The organism is Pseudogracilibacillus amylolyticus (SeqCode) (genome assembly GCF_051918545.1).
GTDB lineage: Bacteria > Bacillota > Bacilli > Bacillales > Amphibacillaceae > Pseudogracilibacillus.
Genome location: NZ_JBPPZG010000021.1, coordinates 12568 through 30586, shown reverse-complemented (window position 1 = coordinate 30586; position 18019 = coordinate 12568). Strand labels below are relative to the sequence as shown.

Sequence of the window (18019 nt, the reverse complement as noted above, 5' to 3'; positions counted from 1 at the left end):
GTTGTACCAGCACGTATTACATCATACCCTGGATACCAAGTGAAGCATAGCGAGGTAATTAGAAAAAATTCTGCGATCGCTACCGGGACGGTTGGCTTAATCACCACAGGCATCCAGGCCGAAGAGATTTTACAAAACAATAGGGCAGATCTCGTATTCATTGGCAGAGCCTTACTCAGAAACCCATATTGGGCTAAAGCGGCAGCAGATGAACTTGGATACGATTTGATTGCTCCAAAACAATACGAACGTGGATGGAAGTAACCAACAATTTGGAAAAACATAATGAAAAAATAAATGGATGTTAATGCCCTAGTGGCAAGGGGGAGTATATACGATACCTAGAATACTTCCTCTAACACCGTTATTAAATTTATAGTAACGAAGATCAAGCGTGTTTTTTTCGAAAATATTATCACAGATTATATTTTGCAACGAAGTTTTCAAAATCTCTTCATCTTGAATAGAGGGTGGCACTCGAATTCAAATTAAAACGCTCCCCCTCGGTTACCCACGGATTCAGGAATGAGTAAAGTCCATAAATTTATTGAAAGAAGATGTCCTTTAAGGGGCATCTTTTTAATTGCAAAAAATGAAAACCTTGATTAGCTCTTCTTTTGAAGTTTTTTTAATACGTATAAGAGGAATGGTCAAATCTTTTTATAATATAACAATAAATGTTATATGTGAACATAATAAACAAATAAACTTGACATTTTTGTTACTTATGAACATAATATAAATATAAAATGTTAACATTGAACAAGGTGATTATTTTGAATCCAAAAGACCGTAGAGATTTAATTTTAGATCGTTTAAATATGGATGAAAAAATTGATATAGATCAATTAGCTGAACAATTAAATGTATCGACGATGACGATTCGTAGAGATTTAAATTGTTTGGAATCTGAGGGAAAGGTTATTCGTACGTACGGTGGTGCTGTGTTGAATAAACCATTGGTTAAAGAAAGTTCTTTTCAAGTAAAGGAAACAAAATTCAACGCTCAAAAGCAACGAATTGCACAAACTGCTATAGAGATTATTCCAGAAAACTCCACTATTTTATTGGATTCAGGTACAACCACTTATGAAATAGCAAAACTATTAAAAAACAGAAAAAATATTACTGTTATAACAAACGACATAAAAATTGCTGCTGAGCTAATGAATAGTGAATTAAAGGTGATTATTGCCGGAGGAGAACTGCAAAATAATATCGGTGCCTTATTTGGTCCGTTAACAGAACATATAATTAAAAATGTTCATGTTGATTTGCTATTTCTAGGCACACATGCTGTTGATCCGGAAGCAGGGTTAACTTCAACAACTTTCGAGAAGGCTTACATTAAAAAGCTAATGATAGAAGCAGCAGAAACAACCTGGTTAGTAACAGATTCTAGTAAATTTGGTCAAAAATCTTTTGCAAAGATATGTGATCTTTCAGATATTAATGGAGTTATTACAGATGAGGGAATATCTGAAGAATATAAGGAAAAAATAAGAGAATATTTGAAAGTGATTATCCCAAGGAGAAATGAAAAATGAAAATAGGTGTTATTGCTGATGATTTAACAGGTGCGAATGCAACTGGGGTAAGGCTAACAAAGCAAGGCTTTCAAGCAGCAACTATGGTGTATTATGACCAGCCTCCTTTCACTGAAGATTTTGATGCTGTATGTATTGACACAGATAGTAGATATGCCAAACCAGAAGTAGCACAGAAAAGGGTTAAAAAAGCACTCGAAAATTGCATTGAATGGAAAACAGATGTGATATGCAAGCGAATTGATAGTACAGTTCGGGGCAATATCGGAATTGAGATCGATGCAATATTAACTCAGAGCGGTGAACAATCGATTGCTGTCGTTGTTGCATCCTTCCCAGACTCTGGTCGTATCACATCTGGCGGCTACTTATTAGTTAATGGTGTTCCTGTTCAGGTTACGGATGTTGCTAAAGACCCCGTGATACCTTTGACACAATCCTATGTACCAGAAATCATTCAAAAGCAAAGTGATTTTCTCGTTTCACATATTGGATTAGAAACGGTTCTAACCGGTAAAAAAGCCATCGTTCATGCTATGAAACAGCAAATAGACGAAGGAAGTAGAATTATCGTTTTAGATGCAGTAACTAACGAGGAAATTGAGGATATAGCTAACGCGATGGCCATGATAAGGGATTATCAAATGATTCCTGTTGATCCTGGTCCATTGACTGCCGAGTATTCGAAGGCATATACAAGCGGAAGCTCTTCGAATAAAAAAATAATCGTAACGATTGGTAGTGTTACGAAAAATAGTCAGACCCAACTTCATTATTTAATGGAAAAAACAATGGTCGAGCCTGTCTATGTTGATGCAGGGAAATTGGCGACTTTAACAAATACTTGGGAAGAAGAGGTAAATAGAGCGGTAAGTAGTGCTTTAGAAGAAATGAAAAGACAGGAAATTATTATCATTACAACACAATCGCCTAGCTCAGAAAATTTAAATCTTAAAGAGATAGCTACAAAAGAAGCAACTACTCAAGATTATCTTGCTAAGCGGATAGCAGATGGATTGGCTAAAATAACCCGTATTGTTATTGAAAACAGCGATTTTGAGATTGGCGGATGTTTTTCCAGTGGCGGGGATATAACTGCGTCACTTTGCTCTATTGGAAATGCAGAGGGAATCAAATTAATTGATGAGGTACTTCCGCTGGTCGCATACGGACAATTTATTGGGGGGCATTTTGATGGCTTTCCTCTTGTTACAAAAGGTGGTATGGCTGGAGACAAAAAGGCAATCTATCAAAGCGTAAAGCATCTAATGACTGTAAGTGCATCTAAAAATTAAATTCAACACAAAATTAATGGAATGAATAACATTAAGGAGGAACAAGATATGACAAATGATAGACCAATTATAGCAATTCCAATGGGTGATCCTGCTGGTATCGGTCCAGAAATTGCAATGAAATCTTTAGCGAACGAGGAGATTTATAATGTAAGCAAACCGTTAATTATAGGTGATTATGCGGTAATTGAAAAAGCTATTCAAATTATAGAGGCTGAATTGACAATCAATAAAGTGTCTTCCCCGGAAGAAGGAAAATATCAATTTGGTACAGTGGATATGATTGATTTAGATAACATTGACATGAATGCACTTGAATATGGACAAGTTTCTGTTCAAGGTGGTCAAGGGGCTTTTGAATATATCAAAAAATCAGTTGAATTGGCAATGGCAGGAGAAGTACAAGCATTAGCCACTACGCCTATTAACAAAGAATCACTTAAAGCAGCAAAGGTTCCATACATCGGTCATACAGAAATGCTGGAAGATCTTGCTGGAACAAAGGATCCGCTTACCATGTTTGAAGTTAGAGGAATGCGCATCTTCTTCCTCACACGTCACCTGTCGTTAAAGGATGCAATTGGACAAATGACCAAGGAAAGAGTGCATGATTACTTAATCAGATGTGATAAAGCACTGCAACGATTAGGCGTAGAGAATAGAAGGTTTGCAGTTGCCGGTCTTAACCCACATAGTGGTGAAGGTGGTCTGTTTGGAATGGAAGAGGTTGAGGAAATTATCCCCGGTATTGAAGCTGCTGTTAAAGAAGGGATCGATGCAGTTGGTCCTGTTCCCGCTGATTCCGTGTTTTTCCAAGCATTAAATGGTAAGTATGATGCGGTACTGTCGCTTTACCACGACCAAGGACATATTGCTGCAAAAATGACTGATTTTCACAGAACAATTTCCATCACAAACGGGTTACCATTTTTGAGAACTTCAGTCGATCATGGAACCGCATTTGATATTGCAGGCAAAAACATTGCAGAAAGTACAAGTATGGAAGAATGTATTAAACTAGCTGCAAAATATGCAACAAAGTTTACCGAAGCAAGTTTGTAATAGATAGAGAAATAAAGGAGCAATTCTCCTTTATTTCTCTAAAACAACTATAAATCAAAGGAATATAGTGTCACTTTAAAGAGTAAATAAACAAGGAGGAAATAATATGGATGTTTCAGGCACTCAATTAATTGCTGGATTATTATTAGGTGTTATTGTATTAATCTTATTAGTATTAAAAACAAAAGTACATGCATTTGTGGCTTTACTCATTGCTGCATCGATTGCAGGTATAGTAGGAGGCATGGCTCCAGGTTCGGTAGCAGAAGCTATTTCAGAAGGATTTGGGAGTACATTGGCTTCTATCGGTATTGTCATCGGTTTAGGAGTAATGATGGGGAAAATCCTAGAAGTTACAGGAGCCGCAGAAACACTTGCTTTTTCATTTATCAAGTGGGTTGGAAAGAAAAAAGAAGAGTGGGCAATGGCTATTGCAGGATTTATAGTTTCCATACCAATATTTGTAGACTCTGCATTTGTTATTTTAAACCCTATAGTGAAATCGCTTTCCAGGAGGACTGGGAAATCTGTTGTGTCTATCGGCGTAGCCCTAGCTGCTGGACTTGTCGTAACACATTCACTAGTACCACCAACACCTGGACCTTTAGGTGTTGCCGGAATCTTTGGTGTTGATATTGGTTTAATGATTTTACTTGGATTAATATTCGGGATCCCACTTGTGATTACCGGGGTTTTATATGCAAAATGGCTTGGTAAAAGGATTTACCAAATACCAGATGAAACAGGTGACGGATTTCATAGACCTGATAAGGAAATTGAGTACCCTGAATTAGTGGAATTAATGAATGAAAGAGAAAAGGAATTACCTTCATTGACAAGGTCACTCTTACCAATCATTGTGCCGATAATTCTTATTTTCTTTAACACAACATTAGCCGCTTTAGATCTTACAGAAGGTTTTTATAGTATTTTCACCTTCATCGGAAATCCGATAATCGCAGTTGCCATTGGATTACTCGTTGCCATTTACGGGCTAACGAAAAACTTAAGCCGGATGGAAACGTTGGATCGTATGGAAGAAGGTATTCAATCATCAGGTATTATCATTCTCGTTACTGGTGCCGGTGGAGCATTAGGTAACGTGCTCCGTGAAAGTGGAGCAGGAGACTATATTGCAACGCAGATTGCAGGATTACCATTACCAGCAGTACTTATTCCATTCATCATTGCATCACTAGTCCGCTTAATTCAAGGGAGTGGAACAGTGGCAATGATTACTGCAGCGTCTATTTCGGCGCCTATTTTAGCTCAGCTGGATATAAACATGGCATTAGCTGCTCAAGCTGCTGCAATGGGATCACTTGTCTTCTCCTATTTTAATGATAGCCTTTTCTGGGTAGTTAATCGTATGTCCGGAATAAAAAATGTAAAAGAGCAGATTATGGTTTGGTCAATACCTACAACGCTTATGTGGTTTGTTGGGTTAATTGTATTATTAATTGCAAACATGTTTATTTAATTTTAGTCTTTTGGAACAATTTCCGCATGATAAAACGGACTTTTTGGTTGATTTGCATTGGTGAATTATACCAAGAATTCAGTGTTCATGCGGATTTTTTCCCTTTTTGTCTCTTTTAAAGAGAATTTTTATTGAATTAACAATTAACGAAGTGAAAAGTTTTTGCTCAAAAGCGGATAATGGAATATATTATCATTTACATGTAAGTACTTACGTTTTTCGTAAAAAGTAAAAAGACACTCACTAAAAGTGGAATGTCTCATTTTACTCTTAACTATTTTTCTGTTGGAAATCTTTCATAAATTCACTCAGTGCAAGACATGCTTCTGGCGGAACCGCATTATACGTTGATGCGCGACAACCGCCGACGGAGCGATGTCCGTTTAATCCGACAAAACCTTCCTTTGCCGCTTCAGCTAAGAACTTCTTCTCTAATTCCTCATTTTGAACTCGGAATGTGATATTCATAAGGGAACGACTATTTTTTTCTGCATGACCGACATAAAAACCATTACTATTGTCAATGGCATCATAGATGTATGTTGCTTTTTCTTCGTTATTGCTTGCGATCGCTTCAAGTCCACCTTGTAACTCGATCCACTTCAGTACTTCTCCTAACATATAAATACCGAATGTCGGTGGTGTGTTGTAGAGAGAGTTTTTGTCTACGTATGTTTGATAAGAGAGCATAGATGGTATATTTTTATTGGCTTTTTTAAGCAGACTTTTTCGAATAATAGCTACTGTTACTCCGGATGGTCCAAGGTTTTTTTGTGCTCCAGCGTAAATCATATCGAAATTATTGATATCGATAGGTTTTGACATAATGTCACTCGACATGTCAGCGATTAAAGGGACTTGTCCAGTGTCAGGAAACGTCTGCCATTGTGTACCATAAATCGTATTGTTCGAAGTTAAATGTACATAGGCATCATTCGCATCAAAATCATTTGCTGAAATCTCAGGAATAAAACGGTATTGATCCTCTTTTGAGCTAGCAACTTGATACGCTTCTCCGAAAAATTTTGTTTCTTTAAATGCTTTTTCCGACCAAGATCCTGTCATAATATATCCGGCTTTATGGTCTTGCGTTAAAAAGTTCATTGGAATCATTGAAAACTGCAAACTTGCCCCACCTTGTAGAAAAACAACCTCATAGTCATCTGGAATTGCATACAGCTTTTTTAAACGAAGAATAGCTTCATTATGTACGTCTTCAAACGTTTTGCTGCGGTGACTTAATTCCATCACAGACATTCCTGTACCTTGGAAGTTTGTAAGTTCTTGTTGGGCTTTTTCTAAAACAGCGGTTGGAAGTGCTGATGGCCCAGCATTAAAGTTGTACGTATTTCGAAAGTTCTTTTTCACATTATTCACTTCCTATTTATTATTACTAACAATTATACTTGGTTACCATCAATTTGTTAATTAAGAACAATGGGGATAGAATTTTAAAAACGATAAAATTAGTATAAAAGGTAGCAAAGAAAAATCCGAAATGGTGCTTATGGTTTGGAGAAAATAATTTTAGCCAAGTTTTAATAACATAAAAGAGAGAGCATACAACGCATTCATAGTAGACAACTTATGCTATACTAAAAATGCGTGTTCAAAAAGGAGGATAAAAAGGACCAAGAAGTTCGAGGCGGCGAAGCTTCGAGCAGCGGAATGTATGCATTTAGATACATGAGCAGCGGAGAAGCAAGCCAACGAAGAAATTCGCAGTGTCATTTTTACCGGACTTTTTGAACATCCTCTAAAAAGAAAATTAAGGAATGGTTTGATATATGAATCGTAAGAAAAGACTTTCCGATAGTATTGCTGACGATATATTGTTTATGATTACGATTGAAAAAAAGTTCGCTCCAGGTGATAAGCTCCCGAACGAAATCGAATTATCTGAGGAGCTAACTGTTAGCAGAACGACACTACGTGAAGCAATTAGAATTTTGGTCACTAATGGCATATTAGAAATTAAAAGAGGAAAAGGTACATTTGTTAAAAAAGATATTGATTTAAGTAATAATATGAAATCATTTAATACTCTTTCAAATGCAAGGATTAATGCGAAAGATTTGTATGAAATGCGCTTAATATTTGAGCCGGAAGCTGCATATTATGCTACAATACGAGCTACTGATGCAGAGTTAAAACGTATTTTAGAGTATGGTAAGCAAATTGAAGAGAAAATTAACCTTGGTCAGGATCGAACAGATGTTGAACAGAAATTCCATAAAGCGATTGCCAAGGCCACTCATAATGAATTTATGGATAAGTTAATGCCGGTTATTTTTCAAGCGATTAATAAAGGGGTAATTTTATCGCAAAAAAATGAACGAGTTGCAAAAGATACGATAAATGACCATAAGATGATTATGGAGTTTATGGAATCACGGAATCCAGAGGGAGCAAGAAGTGCAATGAAAATTCACATATTGCACGCGATGAAAGATTTAGGAATTGAATAATAGCATATTTGAGTAAATTATTATGGTTGAACCTAATTTTGTCATACAACGTCATTGACAGTAGACAACATAGGATTTAAAATAGATTTAATAATTTTAAAATTAAAGGTGTGTGTTCAGATGAGAAGTAATATGATTAAAATCGGAATTGACCGTGCCCCTCACCGTAGTCTTTTGTATGCAACAGGTAAAGTAAAACCGAGAGATTTAGAAAAACCTTTTATTGGTGTTTGTAATTCCTACATCGATATTATTCCGGGACATGTGCATTTACGTGAGTTTGCAGATGTCGTAAAAGAAGCGATTATTGAAGCTGGCGGTATTCCGTTTGAATTTAATACGATCGGTGTAGACGATGGTATTGCAATGGGACATATTGGTATGCGTTATTCGTTACCGAGTCGTGAACTGATTGCCGACTCTGCGGAAACAGTCATTAACGCACATTGGTTTGACGGCGTATTTTACATTCCAAACTGTGACAAAATTACACCAGGTATGCTGATGGCAGCTGCTCGTACGAATGTCCCTTCTGTTTTTGTATCGGGTGGACCGATGGAGGCAGGGGTGAGTTCAACAGGAAAACAAATTTCCTTAACATCTGTGTTTGAAGGTGTTGGAGCGCATAAGTCAGGGCAAATGTCCGATGAAGAATTATTAGATATTGAAATGAATGCTTGTCCGACATGTGGTTCTTGTTCAGGAATGTTTACTGCAAATTCTATGAACTGTCTCATGGAAATGTTAGGTGTTACTCTTCCTGGTAATGGAACGATTGTTGCAACAAGCGACAAGCGTAAAGAGTTAGTCAAAGAAGCAGCCAAACATTTAGTTCGCATGATTAAAGAAGATGTAAAGCCACGCGACATTATTACAAAAGAAGCAATTGATGATGCATTTGCGCTTGATATGGCAATGGGTGGCTCAACAAATACGGTATTACACACATTAGCCATTGCAAATGAAGCAGGAATTGATTATGACTTAGCGGATATTAATAAAGTGGCAGAAAAGGTTCCATACTTGGCGAAAATCATGCCAGCATCTGATATCTCAATGGATGATATTAATAAAGCCGGGGGAGTAGAAGCGATTATTAATGAATTAACAAAAATCCCTGGTGCAATTCATCCAGAACGTATAACAGTGTCTGGAAAAACGATGGGTGACCTTGTAGGAGACCACCATATTACGAATCCAGAAGTAATTCGTACAAAAGATAATCCATACAGTCCAGTTGGAGGACTTTCTGTACTTTATGGAAACATCGCTCCAAAAGGTTCTGTTATTAAAGTTGGAGCAGTTGATCCATCGATCAAAACATTTACTGGAGAAGCAATCGTTTTTGATTCCCAAGATGAAGCCCAAGAGAAAATAGATGATGGAACAGTACAAGAGGGACACGTTGTCGTCATCCGATACGAAGGACCAAAAGGTGGACCTGGTATGCCAGAAATGCTCGCACCAACATCTGCAATCATGGGGCGCGGACTTGGAACAAAGGTTGCCCTTATTACAGATGGACGTTTCAGTGGAGCATCTCGAGGAATTTCAATCGGCCATATTTCACCAGAAGCGGCAGAAGGTGGCCCAATTGCATTAGTCGAAAATGGTGATGTGATTGAAATTGATTTGCCAAGTCGAACAATGAATTTAAAAGTATCTGACGAAGAATTGGAAGAACGCCGTAAAAACTTAAAAGAATTTGAACCGAAGATTAAAACAGGCTGGTTAGCAAGATATTCTAAACTCGTTACGAATGCTTCTAAAGGCGGTATTATGAGTATTTAATATTTATAGAGAAGAAGATTCATAGTTGACTAGAAATAGAAATACTCAATGAGTAGTAGAATTTTCTAAGGATTGAACCCGACCATTATTGGCGGGTTTTTCTTTTTTTAATAAATTGTTGGGATGAAAAGGCATCGTAGAGATTTATAGTGGTCTGTTATTTGGCTGAATCTGTTTAGGATATACAAAATTGGGAATAGATAAATTCAAGCAAGAATTTCACGTCGTTCTCAGTTGGATGGAGGGATAAAATGCCATATCGTGAAGAATTGCCTTACGATGAAGGACCAGACAATACGATAGCTTTTTTAAATGAAGGTTACTTATACATCACTAATCGCAGAATTCGTTTCAACCGAGATATGTTTAAAACCCGTCTATTGGGTGGAAAGCAGGTTGTCTGCATGGCAGGAAAAGAAGCTGCTGAAGTGTTTTATGATAACGAAAAGTTCAAACGTCATGGTGCCGCGCCAAGTCGTGTACTTAATACTTTATTCGGTCAAAATGGTGTTCAGACACTTGATGGTAATGCACATGAACACCGTAAAACAATGTTCATGAATTTTATGTCCAAAGCCCGTTTACAGGAGATTTCTGAACTGGTAAAAGAGGAATGGATGAAACAGCTCCCCAAATGGGAACAACAAGATAGCGTTGTACTTTATGAAGAAGTGAAAAAAGTACTTAGCGTCGCAATATGTCGTTGGACAGGTGTTCCAATTAATGATCAAGATATAGGGACACTAAGTGAGCAATTTGGAGATTTATTTGAATCAGCTGGAAAAATTGGTATAAAGCATATGAAGGGTAAGAATTCACGTAAGCGCTTAGAGAGCTGGATGGAAGATCTAATCAAAGCTATTCGAACAGGAGAAAGTGTTGCATCCGAATCGACACCTTTATACCAGATTGCGATGCATCGTGACTTGGATGGAAGTCTTTTAAGGAAACATACCGCAGCTGTTGAGGTACTAAATCTATTACGCCCAACCGTTGCTGTTTCCGTTTATATTGTGTTGAGCGCATTGGCCCTTCATGATTTCCCAGATGAAAAAGATAAACTAAAAGCAGCTGATGAGATAAATTACAAAATGTTCGTTCAAGAAGTTCGGAGGTATTATCCATTTTTTCCGCTTGTTCCCGCCATTGTAAAAAAAGATTTTCTATGGGGAGGACATGATTTCAAGGAAGGAACGCTTGTGTTCTTAGATGTGTATGGTAATAACCATCACCCGGACTTATGGAAAAATCCAAATAACTTTAATCCTGACCGTTTTAAAGACTGGGATAAAAGTCCATTTGATTTTATTCCCCAAGGTGGAGGCGATTATATAACAGGGCATCGGTGTGCAGGTGAATGGTTAACAATCGAAGTGATGAAAACATGCCTAGATATCATGGTCAATAAAATGAATTATACAGTGCCTAAACAAAATCTCAATCTGAGCGTCCGGCGAATGCCTAGTGTACCAAAAAGTGGATTTATAATACAGGATGTTCGATGTATTTAAATAAAAAACAAAGTTGTCTTTGTACCAGTTGAACCGTAAAGAATCATTCTTAGCTCCTTGACGTTAATGATTTACACAAAAGAAAAATGAAATAAAAAGCTGTTGCAGACGGCCCAAAAAATATCATTAAACGATGTTTATAAAACTCTGGTTTATAAAATACGACAAGATTAAAGAAGTAAAATGACAAGTAGTAAACGTAACGAGTGGTAAATTTTTTGTATCAATTCTATGCGAAGAAGAAAATTTTCTTCCAAAATGGAAAAGAAGCACTAATGAATTCCAACCTTGATTCACGACTATATAAAAAAGAAGCCCTATAAGAGGCTTCTTCTTAAATTTGACTTACCGAATTTCTATAAATTATTTTATGTGGAATAATAATCCGCTTTGCCGGTTCATCTTTATTCATTGTTTGCTCTATTAAAGCTTTTGCTGATTGAGCACCTAATTGGTATATCTGCACATCCACAGTCGTTAACGGCGGCTGTATCAATTCAGATAAGTACACATTGTTAAAGCTAACAAGTGATATATCTTTTGGCACGTGATAACCGGATTTTTCTAACTTACTTATTACACCAAGACTGATAAGATCATCACTTACTACTATTCCGGTAGGTGGATTTTTTAGTGACAACAGATTTTCAACCGCTTCTTGACCACCTGATTGTAGAAATTCCGCATAAGTTATGTAGTTCTCATTTCTTTTTATGTCAACGGCTTCCAATGCTTCTGTATAGCCAGCTTCTCGGTCTACTGTTACAAATAAATCGGTTGAACCACCGATAAATGCTATTTTTCGGTGCCCTTGTTCAATAAGATGTTCGGTAATTTCTTTACCTGCACGAATGTTATCATTATCAACAAAGGTAATTTCATTTTCCCGTTCGTATGGCTTTCCAACCATAACGAAGGGAAATTTTTGTTCGAGTAGAAAATTTGTTACTCGATCATTTAGCCGAGAATACAGTAGAATAACTCCATCAACATAGCTTCCATATACCATTCTCTGTACCTCTTCGAAAATTTCATCCTCTGTTTCTCCAGTCGAAAGAGACATGGAATATTTCATTTGATGGATTACCGAACCAATTCCGCGCAGTACCTCAGGGAAAAATGGATTTTGTAAGGCTTTGCTCGTTGATGAAGGCATGATCACTCCAATTGCATTTGTTGATTTGACAACAAGATTTCTGGCGTTAATATTTGGATGATAGCCGAGTTCTTTCATCACTTTACGTACTTTTCGTTTTGTATTATCACTTATTCTTGGATTATCGGCAATCACTCTTGATACAGTAGAGGGGATACCCCGCTTGCTTTTGCCACATCTTTGATTGTCACCATTTTATCCATCCTCTACATTTACTTTTAATTATTTAAAGAAATAATGCCATCGTTCATTTGGTTACCATTGATTATAACATGTTGATCTTTGGTTCTCCCAATAAAGTTAATTTTAATCTCATCATATTCAGGAGAAAAGTGACCAGCTTTTTTTAATACATCGATTGAAATATACTCTTTTGTAGATTCGATTTCCATATTTAAATATAAAAATTCACCATGCTCATAATTAAATGATTCACCATCATCATCATAGAAATTAAATTGATATTTTTCATTATCTTCACTAGCATATATGTTCATTGTCATAGTTTTCGGCGTTTTATTAAGATTAGAAATCCATTCCGTGAGCATAATCGCAGAACCTCTCTTTATAAAGATTGGCATTTCCTCAAGCTCTGCATGGATTAAATGGACCTTCTCGCCTTGATATATTTTTCCTGAAGAAAATTCCACCCACTCGCCAATAGGCAAATAAACAGCTCTATCTGTCGTCGAAGGGGTTAGTATTGGCGCAACAATTACATTGTCTCCGATCATGAATTGATCGTTTAAATTATACGTCTTCACATCATTTGGATATTCCATTAATAAAGGACGGAATACTGGAATACCTTGTTTGGATGCTTGATAGAACAATGAGTAAAGTTGTGGTAGCCACTCATAACGCATTTGGATGTATTTTTTCATAATAGCCTCATATCTTTCGCCAAATTGCCATGGTTCTTGATGACGAAAGCCGATTGCTGAATGATTTCGAAAAAAAGGCGTAAAAGTTCCTACCTGTGTCCAGCGGGTTAATAATTCTGCATTAGTATCATGGGCAAACCCACCCACATCTGGTCCGGCGAAAGGTATGCCAGATAGACCGAGGTTCATAATCATTGGTAAAGACATTTGTAAATGTTCCCAAAAGCTTCGGTTATCTCCAGTCCAAACTGCAGCATATCGCTGAATACCTGAATAGCCGGCACGAGTCAATAAAAATGGACGTCTTCCATTAAGAAGTTTCTTCATCCCATCATATGTAGCCTTCTCCATTAGAAACCCGTAAACATTATGAAGTTCACGATGTGTCGTTGGATTGCCGTCATTTTGATGCATAACTTCTATATCCATCGTTTTTGTTTCATTAAAAACCGCTGGTTCATTCATATCATTCCATATACCTTCGATTCCTAAATTTGTGTAAAATGAATGATTTTTTGCCCACCATTCACGAGTTTTTTCATTTGTGAAATCTGGAAAAGCACTTATTCCTGGCCAGACCTCCCCGAGGTAAATATCGCCTTCCGCAGATTTACAGAAATGTTCTCCCTTAATTCCTTCTTGATATAGTTTATATTCAGGGTCTTTTTTTACTCCGGGATTTACAATTGGAACGATTCGGATACCCATATCGTTTAAATCTGCAATTAATTGTTTAGGATTAGGAAACCGCTCTTTATCAAACGTGAAGACACGATATCCGTTCTTATAATGTATGTCGAGATGAATGACATCAATAGGGATATTTCGCTTTATGAAATTGTCTGCTAATTCCCTTACTTCCGCTTCAGTTTCATAGCTGTACCGAGATTGGTGGTATCCGAGCGCCCATTTGGGTGGTAAAGGTATTTTTCCAGTAAGATAAGTATATTGGTTTAATACCGCTTTCGGTGTGGATCCACCAAGAACATAGTAATCAAGCTGTCCGCCATCTGCCTCAAAAGAATAATAATCAGAATCAGATTTCATGTCAAAGACGGTTCGGAATGTATTATCAAAGAAAATTCCGTGTGCAAGACCATTCCGTAAAGTCATGAAATAAGGAATTGATTCATATAAAGGATCTGTTTCAGGATTATGTGGTGCATAGACATCTGTATTCCACATCTCGTATTTTTCGCCCTGTTTATTTAAATGGCCAGTTTTTTCACCAAAACCGTAAAAATGATCATTTTCGTTCATCTTTTTGAAGGCAGCGACTTTGCCATTATGCTGATATGCCATGCCGCGTTTACCTTCTTCAATTAGTATATGACCGTCTTTATCGACAACTGTTAAGCGAAATGGGGATTTCTTTATTTGAAGCTGAATCTTGTCAGTCTCTAAAGTAATAAGGTCATTATAAAGTTGTTTTTTTACTTCTACCAATTCTGGATGTACGATAACTGCTTTGGAACCACTCAATTTCGGTGTATCATATTGATTCATTACAATTCGAACAATTGAGTTCGTATAAAATTGGGTTATAACTTGACCGTTTTCACATATAAATTTATATCCGTTATCTATTGAAGTATATTTTAATAAGTTACCGATATCTTGATAAATTGCTGATTCGTTTTGTGTATCCTTCCCGGGATGAATTGCAAAGCTACTATCTTCAAGCATTGTTGTGCCTCCTGTATCAAAAGTTTATTTTTCTAAATAATTGTTGTAGGTTAGTATTTACTATAATTTTATTTAACGGATCCCTCAGAAACACCTTTAATAATCTGTTTTTGTGCAAAGAAATAGCCGACAATAACAGGTAAGATGGATATCGTTAGTCCAGCTAAAGCTAAATGCCATTGTGTTGTATATTCACCAAAAAATAAATATAATCTCAGTGGTATTGTTTCATAGTCACTTCCACTTATGACTAAGGAAGGTAATAAATAATCATTCCAAATCCATATGACATTTAAGATTGCAACTGTAATTGATATTGGTTTTAATAGCGGAAAAATAATGTACCAAAATGTTTGGAATTTATTACAACCGTCAATAGTTGCAGCTTCATCTAGCGCCTTTGGAATATTTTTAAGCGCTCCATAGTATAAGAAGATCGATAGACTGGAGCCAAAGCCTAAATACATAAAAATTAAGCCTATTGGATTCAGCATATTTGCTTTACCAAAAATAGATACTAAAGGAATCATCACAGATTGAAACGGAATTAGCATACCGGAAATAATTAATAATAGAATAAAATTACTTAATTTACTTTGATTTCGACTGAGGGCATAAGCAGCCATCGAAGCGAAAATTATAATAACTATAATACTAACCGTCGAAATAATAACTGAATTAAAGAAAGTTTTGACGAATTGTAATCGATCAAACGCTTCTATAAAATTGGCGAAAGTAAAATCAGACGGTAAGCCAAGAGTATCTGTAAATATATTTTGTTTTGTTTTAAAACTATTTGTTATCATCAAATAAAATGGTGAAATCCATATTAAAGCAAGAAAAATGCCAATTATGGAAATAACTAACTTTTTTCTTTTTAAGCTCACTACATCTCAACCTCCCGTCTTTGGCTTAATGAAACTTGCGAAAGACCTATAATAGCTACAAGGATAAAAAAGATGACAGCCTTTGATTGTGCATAGGCCATTTGATTATGTGCAAAAGCAGTATTTACAATATCCATTGCAACCATTTGGGTTGAGTTAAAAGGTGCACCATTTGTTAAAGCTAGATTCTGGTCATATAACTTAAAACTATTAGATAGTGTAAAAAATAAGCTAATTGTAAATGCTGGTGCAATGAGTGGTAATTTTATATTTTTTAAACGTTGAAATGCATTTGCACCATCGATATCTGCCGCCTCTATTAGTTCTTGTGGGATATTTTGTAAGTAGGCAATGTATATAACCATCACATAGCCTGCTAGTTGCCAGGTCATCAATATGACTAACCCCCAAAATCCAGTTTTCGTTGTTGTTAGCCATCCTTGAAGAGCTTCCATCCCAATAGCTTCACCAATACTAGCAAATACTCTAATAAACACAAATTGCCATATAAAACCTAAAATAAGTCCTCCAATTAAATTAGGCATAAAAAAAATTGTACGTAATAAATTACTAGATTTTATATTAGTCGTAACTATTAAAGCTAATCCTAGACCAAAAAGGTTTATTAGTACTATGGAAGCAATAGAAAACTTTATTGTAAATGTTAAAGAATGCATAAACTCCTTATCTTTAAATAATTCAATATAATGCTCGAAACCTAAAAATTGCACATCTCCAAACCCATTCCAATCCGTAAAAGAATAATAGAGTCCTAGCAGGAATGGAATAATAACAACAACAAGCAATGCAAAAATAACTGGTGTTAGCAGTAACCAAAATATTGTGTCTCTGTTTCGCATTTTCTACCTCCTGCATTGGGATACATTAACATCAGGGAAAAAGGTTATAGCAAAAGCTACACCTTTTTTCCTTTTATTAATAATTATTTTGAATGTTTCCAAGCTTCTTGAGAACTTTCAACCACCTCTTCCCATGTTGCTTCTTCGGCAATGTATTTTTGAATGTTTGCACCAAGTATTTGTTGTCCCCACCCGGAGGGATAACCGCCAAAAACCCAACCACTTGTATTTCCTGAGTCTGCATATTCATAAACTGCTTTAGATAGAGGGTCTGCAATTAAGGATGCATCATAACCTTCATATGCAGGAATAAATTTAAATTCTTCCAACACAAATTTTTTGCCTGTTTCAGATGTATACATCCAGTCCAAGAAGTCTTTTGCTGCTTCGACAATGTCATCATCCTTCAGTTTATTAACCGCCCAGTTCATCGGTACACCCACAGGCAAATTCATTTTACCATCAAGTGGAATAGGTAGGATACCGAGATTATTTTCAGCTAGGTCAGGATCCATTTCGTGAATAGTGCTATACACCCAGTTACCTTGTTGAATCATTGCTACTTTACCTGTAGAAAATAATTCTTCGACTTGTTGTGAATAATCTAAACTAATTGTTGGCTGCACGGAGTATTCATTCTGCAAGTCAATAAACGCTTTCATTTGATCACTTTTTGTAAACTCTACTGTTTCTGATTCAAAGGTTTTAATAACATCACCATCAAATTCCGGCGCAATAAATACATTGGATAGATGTTCTCCAGTTACCCACGTTTCTTTTACTGGAAAAGCTATTACGGCTTCAATCCCTAGATCCTCTTTTTGGCTATCAATTTTTTGGACAGCTGTTTCTAGATCTTCAAAACTGCTAATTGCTGAAGGGTCTACGCCTGCTTCTTCAAAAATCTGTTTATTATAAATCAGACCATACCCTTCCTGGTTGTATGGAAGTCCTAGTATTTCACCATCAACTGTTACGCCAGTTAACGTTGCATCATATGCGGCTTGAGCGGCTTTGGAATCACTCAGATCTGCCAGTAAGTCTTTATAATCATTAACCTCTGAGGGGCCTCCTACATTAAAAATAGCTGGAGTATCGTTAGATGAGATTTTAGACTTAAGTGTTGATGCATAATCAGTTCCACCACCGACTGTATCAATATTAATTTTTATTCCCGGATTTTCTTCCTCATAAATTTTAGCTAATTCTTCGAATTGCTCTTTAAATTCTACTTTAAATTGGAACACATCAATTATAATTTCTTCTTTGCTATCTCCACCCGATTTTGAAGAACAGCCTACCAAAAGAATACAAGCAAACAGACTGAATAAAATAACCCTTTGCCTTTTTGAAAACAAGTCGACCACCCCTTTTTAATTGTAGAAAGCGATT

The 18019-nt window shown here is 36.3% G+C and carries 13 protein-coding genes and 1 pseudogene; 8 read left to right on the top strand and 6 right to left on the bottom strand.

Features of this window, described 5'->3' with window-relative positions; all coding sequences use genetic code 11:
• From ACPYKA_RS04250 to ACPYKA_RS04230, 5 genes are all read left to right on the top strand, one after another.
• Nucleotides 1-264, top strand: a 264-nt coding sequence (locus ACPYKA_RS04250; RefSeq protein ID WP_479541139.1) for an oxidoreductase, incomplete at its 5' end; no start/stop codon positions are given.
• Nucleotides 265-767: 503 nt separating this feature from the next.
• Entirely contained in the window at nucleotides 768-1547 is a 780-nt protein-coding gene (locus ACPYKA_RS04245) for a DeoR/GlpR family DNA-binding transcription regulator (RefSeq protein WP_479541140.1), read from the top strand.
• Nucleotides 1544-2842: a four-carbon acid sugar kinase family protein gene (locus ACPYKA_RS04240; RefSeq protein ID WP_479541138.1), complete on the top strand. Its 1299-nt coding sequence runs from the start codon at nucleotides 1544-1546 to the stop codon at nucleotides 2840-2842. The genes ACPYKA_RS04245 and ACPYKA_RS04240 overlap by 4 nt, the downstream gene beginning before the upstream one ends.
• A gap of 48 nt (nucleotides 2843-2890) precedes the next feature.
• Entirely contained in the window at nucleotides 2891-3904 is a 1014-nt protein-coding gene (pdxA, locus tag ACPYKA_RS04235) for a 4-hydroxythreonine-4-phosphate dehydrogenase PdxA (RefSeq protein WP_479541137.1), read from the top strand.
• A gap of 106 nt (nucleotides 3905-4010) precedes the next feature.
• Entirely contained in the window at nucleotides 4011-5384 is a 1374-nt protein-coding gene (locus ACPYKA_RS04230) for a GntP family permease (RefSeq protein ID WP_479541136.1), read from the top strand.
• 270 nt (nucleotides 5385-5654) lie between these two features.
• On the opposite strand, the gene serC is transcribed toward ACPYKA_RS04230, so the two are convergent.
• A complete protein-coding gene (gene serC, locus ACPYKA_RS04225) occupies nucleotides 5655-6752 on the bottom strand; it encodes a 3-phosphoserine/phosphohydroxythreonine transaminase (protein ID WP_479541135.1) in 1098 nt (365 codons plus the stop codon).
• A gap of 419 nt (nucleotides 6753-7171) precedes the next feature.
• Between serC and ACPYKA_RS04220 the strand changes: the two genes are divergently transcribed.
• The 3 genes from ACPYKA_RS04220 to ACPYKA_RS04210 all read left to right on the top strand — a co-directional run bounded on the left by ACPYKA_RS04220 (nucleotide 7172) and on the right by ACPYKA_RS04210 (nucleotide 11154).
• On the top strand, nucleotides 7172-7852 hold the full coding sequence (locus ACPYKA_RS04220; RefSeq protein ID WP_479541134.1) for a FadR/GntR family transcriptional regulator: 681 nt from the start codon (nucleotides 7172-7174) through the stop codon (nucleotides 7850-7852).
• Between the two features lie 120 nt (nucleotides 7853-7972).
• Nucleotides 7973-9643, top strand: coding sequence for a dihydroxy-acid dehydratase (gene ilvD / locus ACPYKA_RS04215; RefSeq protein ID WP_479541133.1), 1671 nt, complete (start codon nucleotides 7973-7975; stop codon nucleotides 9641-9643).
• A 251-nt stretch (nucleotides 9644-9894) separates the two neighbouring features.
• Nucleotides 9895-11154: a cytochrome P450 gene (locus ACPYKA_RS04210; protein ID WP_479541132.1), complete on the top strand. Its 1260-nt coding sequence runs from the start codon at nucleotides 9895-9897 to the stop codon at nucleotides 11152-11154.
• 334 nt (nucleotides 11155-11488) lie between these two features.
• On the opposite strand, the pseudogene ACPYKA_RS04205 reads toward ACPYKA_RS04210, so the two are convergent.
• From ACPYKA_RS04205 to ACPYKA_RS04185, 5 genes and pseudogenes are all read right to left on the bottom strand, one after another.
• Nucleotides 11489-12504: pseudogene (locus ACPYKA_RS04205) on the bottom strand (LacI family DNA-binding transcriptional regulator).
• A gap of 24 nt (nucleotides 12505-12528) precedes the next feature.
• A complete protein-coding gene (locus ACPYKA_RS04200; RefSeq protein ID WP_479541131.1) occupies nucleotides 12529-14880 on the bottom strand; it encodes a glycoside hydrolase family 31 protein in 2352 nt (783 codons plus the stop codon).
• 68 nt (nucleotides 14881-14948) lie between these two features.
• Entirely contained in the window at nucleotides 14949-15767 is an 819-nt protein-coding gene (locus tag ACPYKA_RS04195; RefSeq protein ID WP_479541130.1) for a carbohydrate ABC transporter permease, read from the bottom strand.
• The gene (locus ACPYKA_RS04190; RefSeq protein WP_479541129.1) at nucleotides 15767-16627 is read right to left on the bottom strand and encodes a carbohydrate ABC transporter permease; all 861 of its coding nucleotides are present in this window, start codon (nucleotides 16625-16627) and stop codon (nucleotides 15767-15769) included. The genes ACPYKA_RS04195 and ACPYKA_RS04190 overlap by 1 nt, the downstream gene beginning before the upstream one ends.
• 83 nt (nucleotides 16628-16710) lie before the next feature.
• Complete coding sequence (locus ACPYKA_RS04185; protein WP_479541128.1) at nucleotides 16711-17985, bottom strand: ABC transporter substrate-binding protein; 1275 nt, start codon at nucleotides 17983-17985, stop codon at nucleotides 16711-16713.
• Nucleotides 17986-18019 lie beyond the last annotated feature (34 nt).

Excerpts from the sequence above, each read along its gene's own strand:
- ACPYKA_RS04240 (WP_479541138.1), top strand. The coding sequence starts at position 1,544 with ATGAAAATAGGTGTTATTGCTGATGATTTAACAGGTGCGAATGCAACT.
- pdxA (WP_479541137.1), top strand. The coding sequence starts at position 2,891 with ATGACAAATGATAGACCAATTATAGCAATTCCAATGGGTGATCCTGCT.
- ACPYKA_RS04230 (WP_479541136.1), top strand. The coding sequence starts at position 4,011 with ATGGATGTTTCAGGCACTCAATTAATTGCTGGATTATTATTAGGTGTT.
- ACPYKA_RS04220 (WP_479541134.1), top strand. The coding sequence starts at position 7,172 with ATGAATCGTAAGAAAAGACTTTCCGATAGTATTGCTGACGATATATTG.
- ilvD (WP_479541133.1), top strand. The coding sequence starts at position 7,973 with ATGAGAAGTAATATGATTAAAATCGGAATTGACCGTGCCCCTCACCGT.
- ACPYKA_RS04210 (WP_479541132.1), top strand. The coding sequence starts at position 9,895 with ATGCCATATCGTGAAGAATTGCCTTACGATGAAGGACCAGACAATACG.
- ACPYKA_RS04200 (WP_479541131.1), bottom strand. The coding sequence starts at position 14,880 with ATGCTTGAAGATAGTAGCTTTGCAATTCATCCCGGGAAGGATACACAA.
- ACPYKA_RS04190 (WP_479541129.1), bottom strand. The coding sequence starts at position 16,627 with ATGCGAAACAGAGACACAATATTTTGGTTACTGCTAACACCAGTTATT.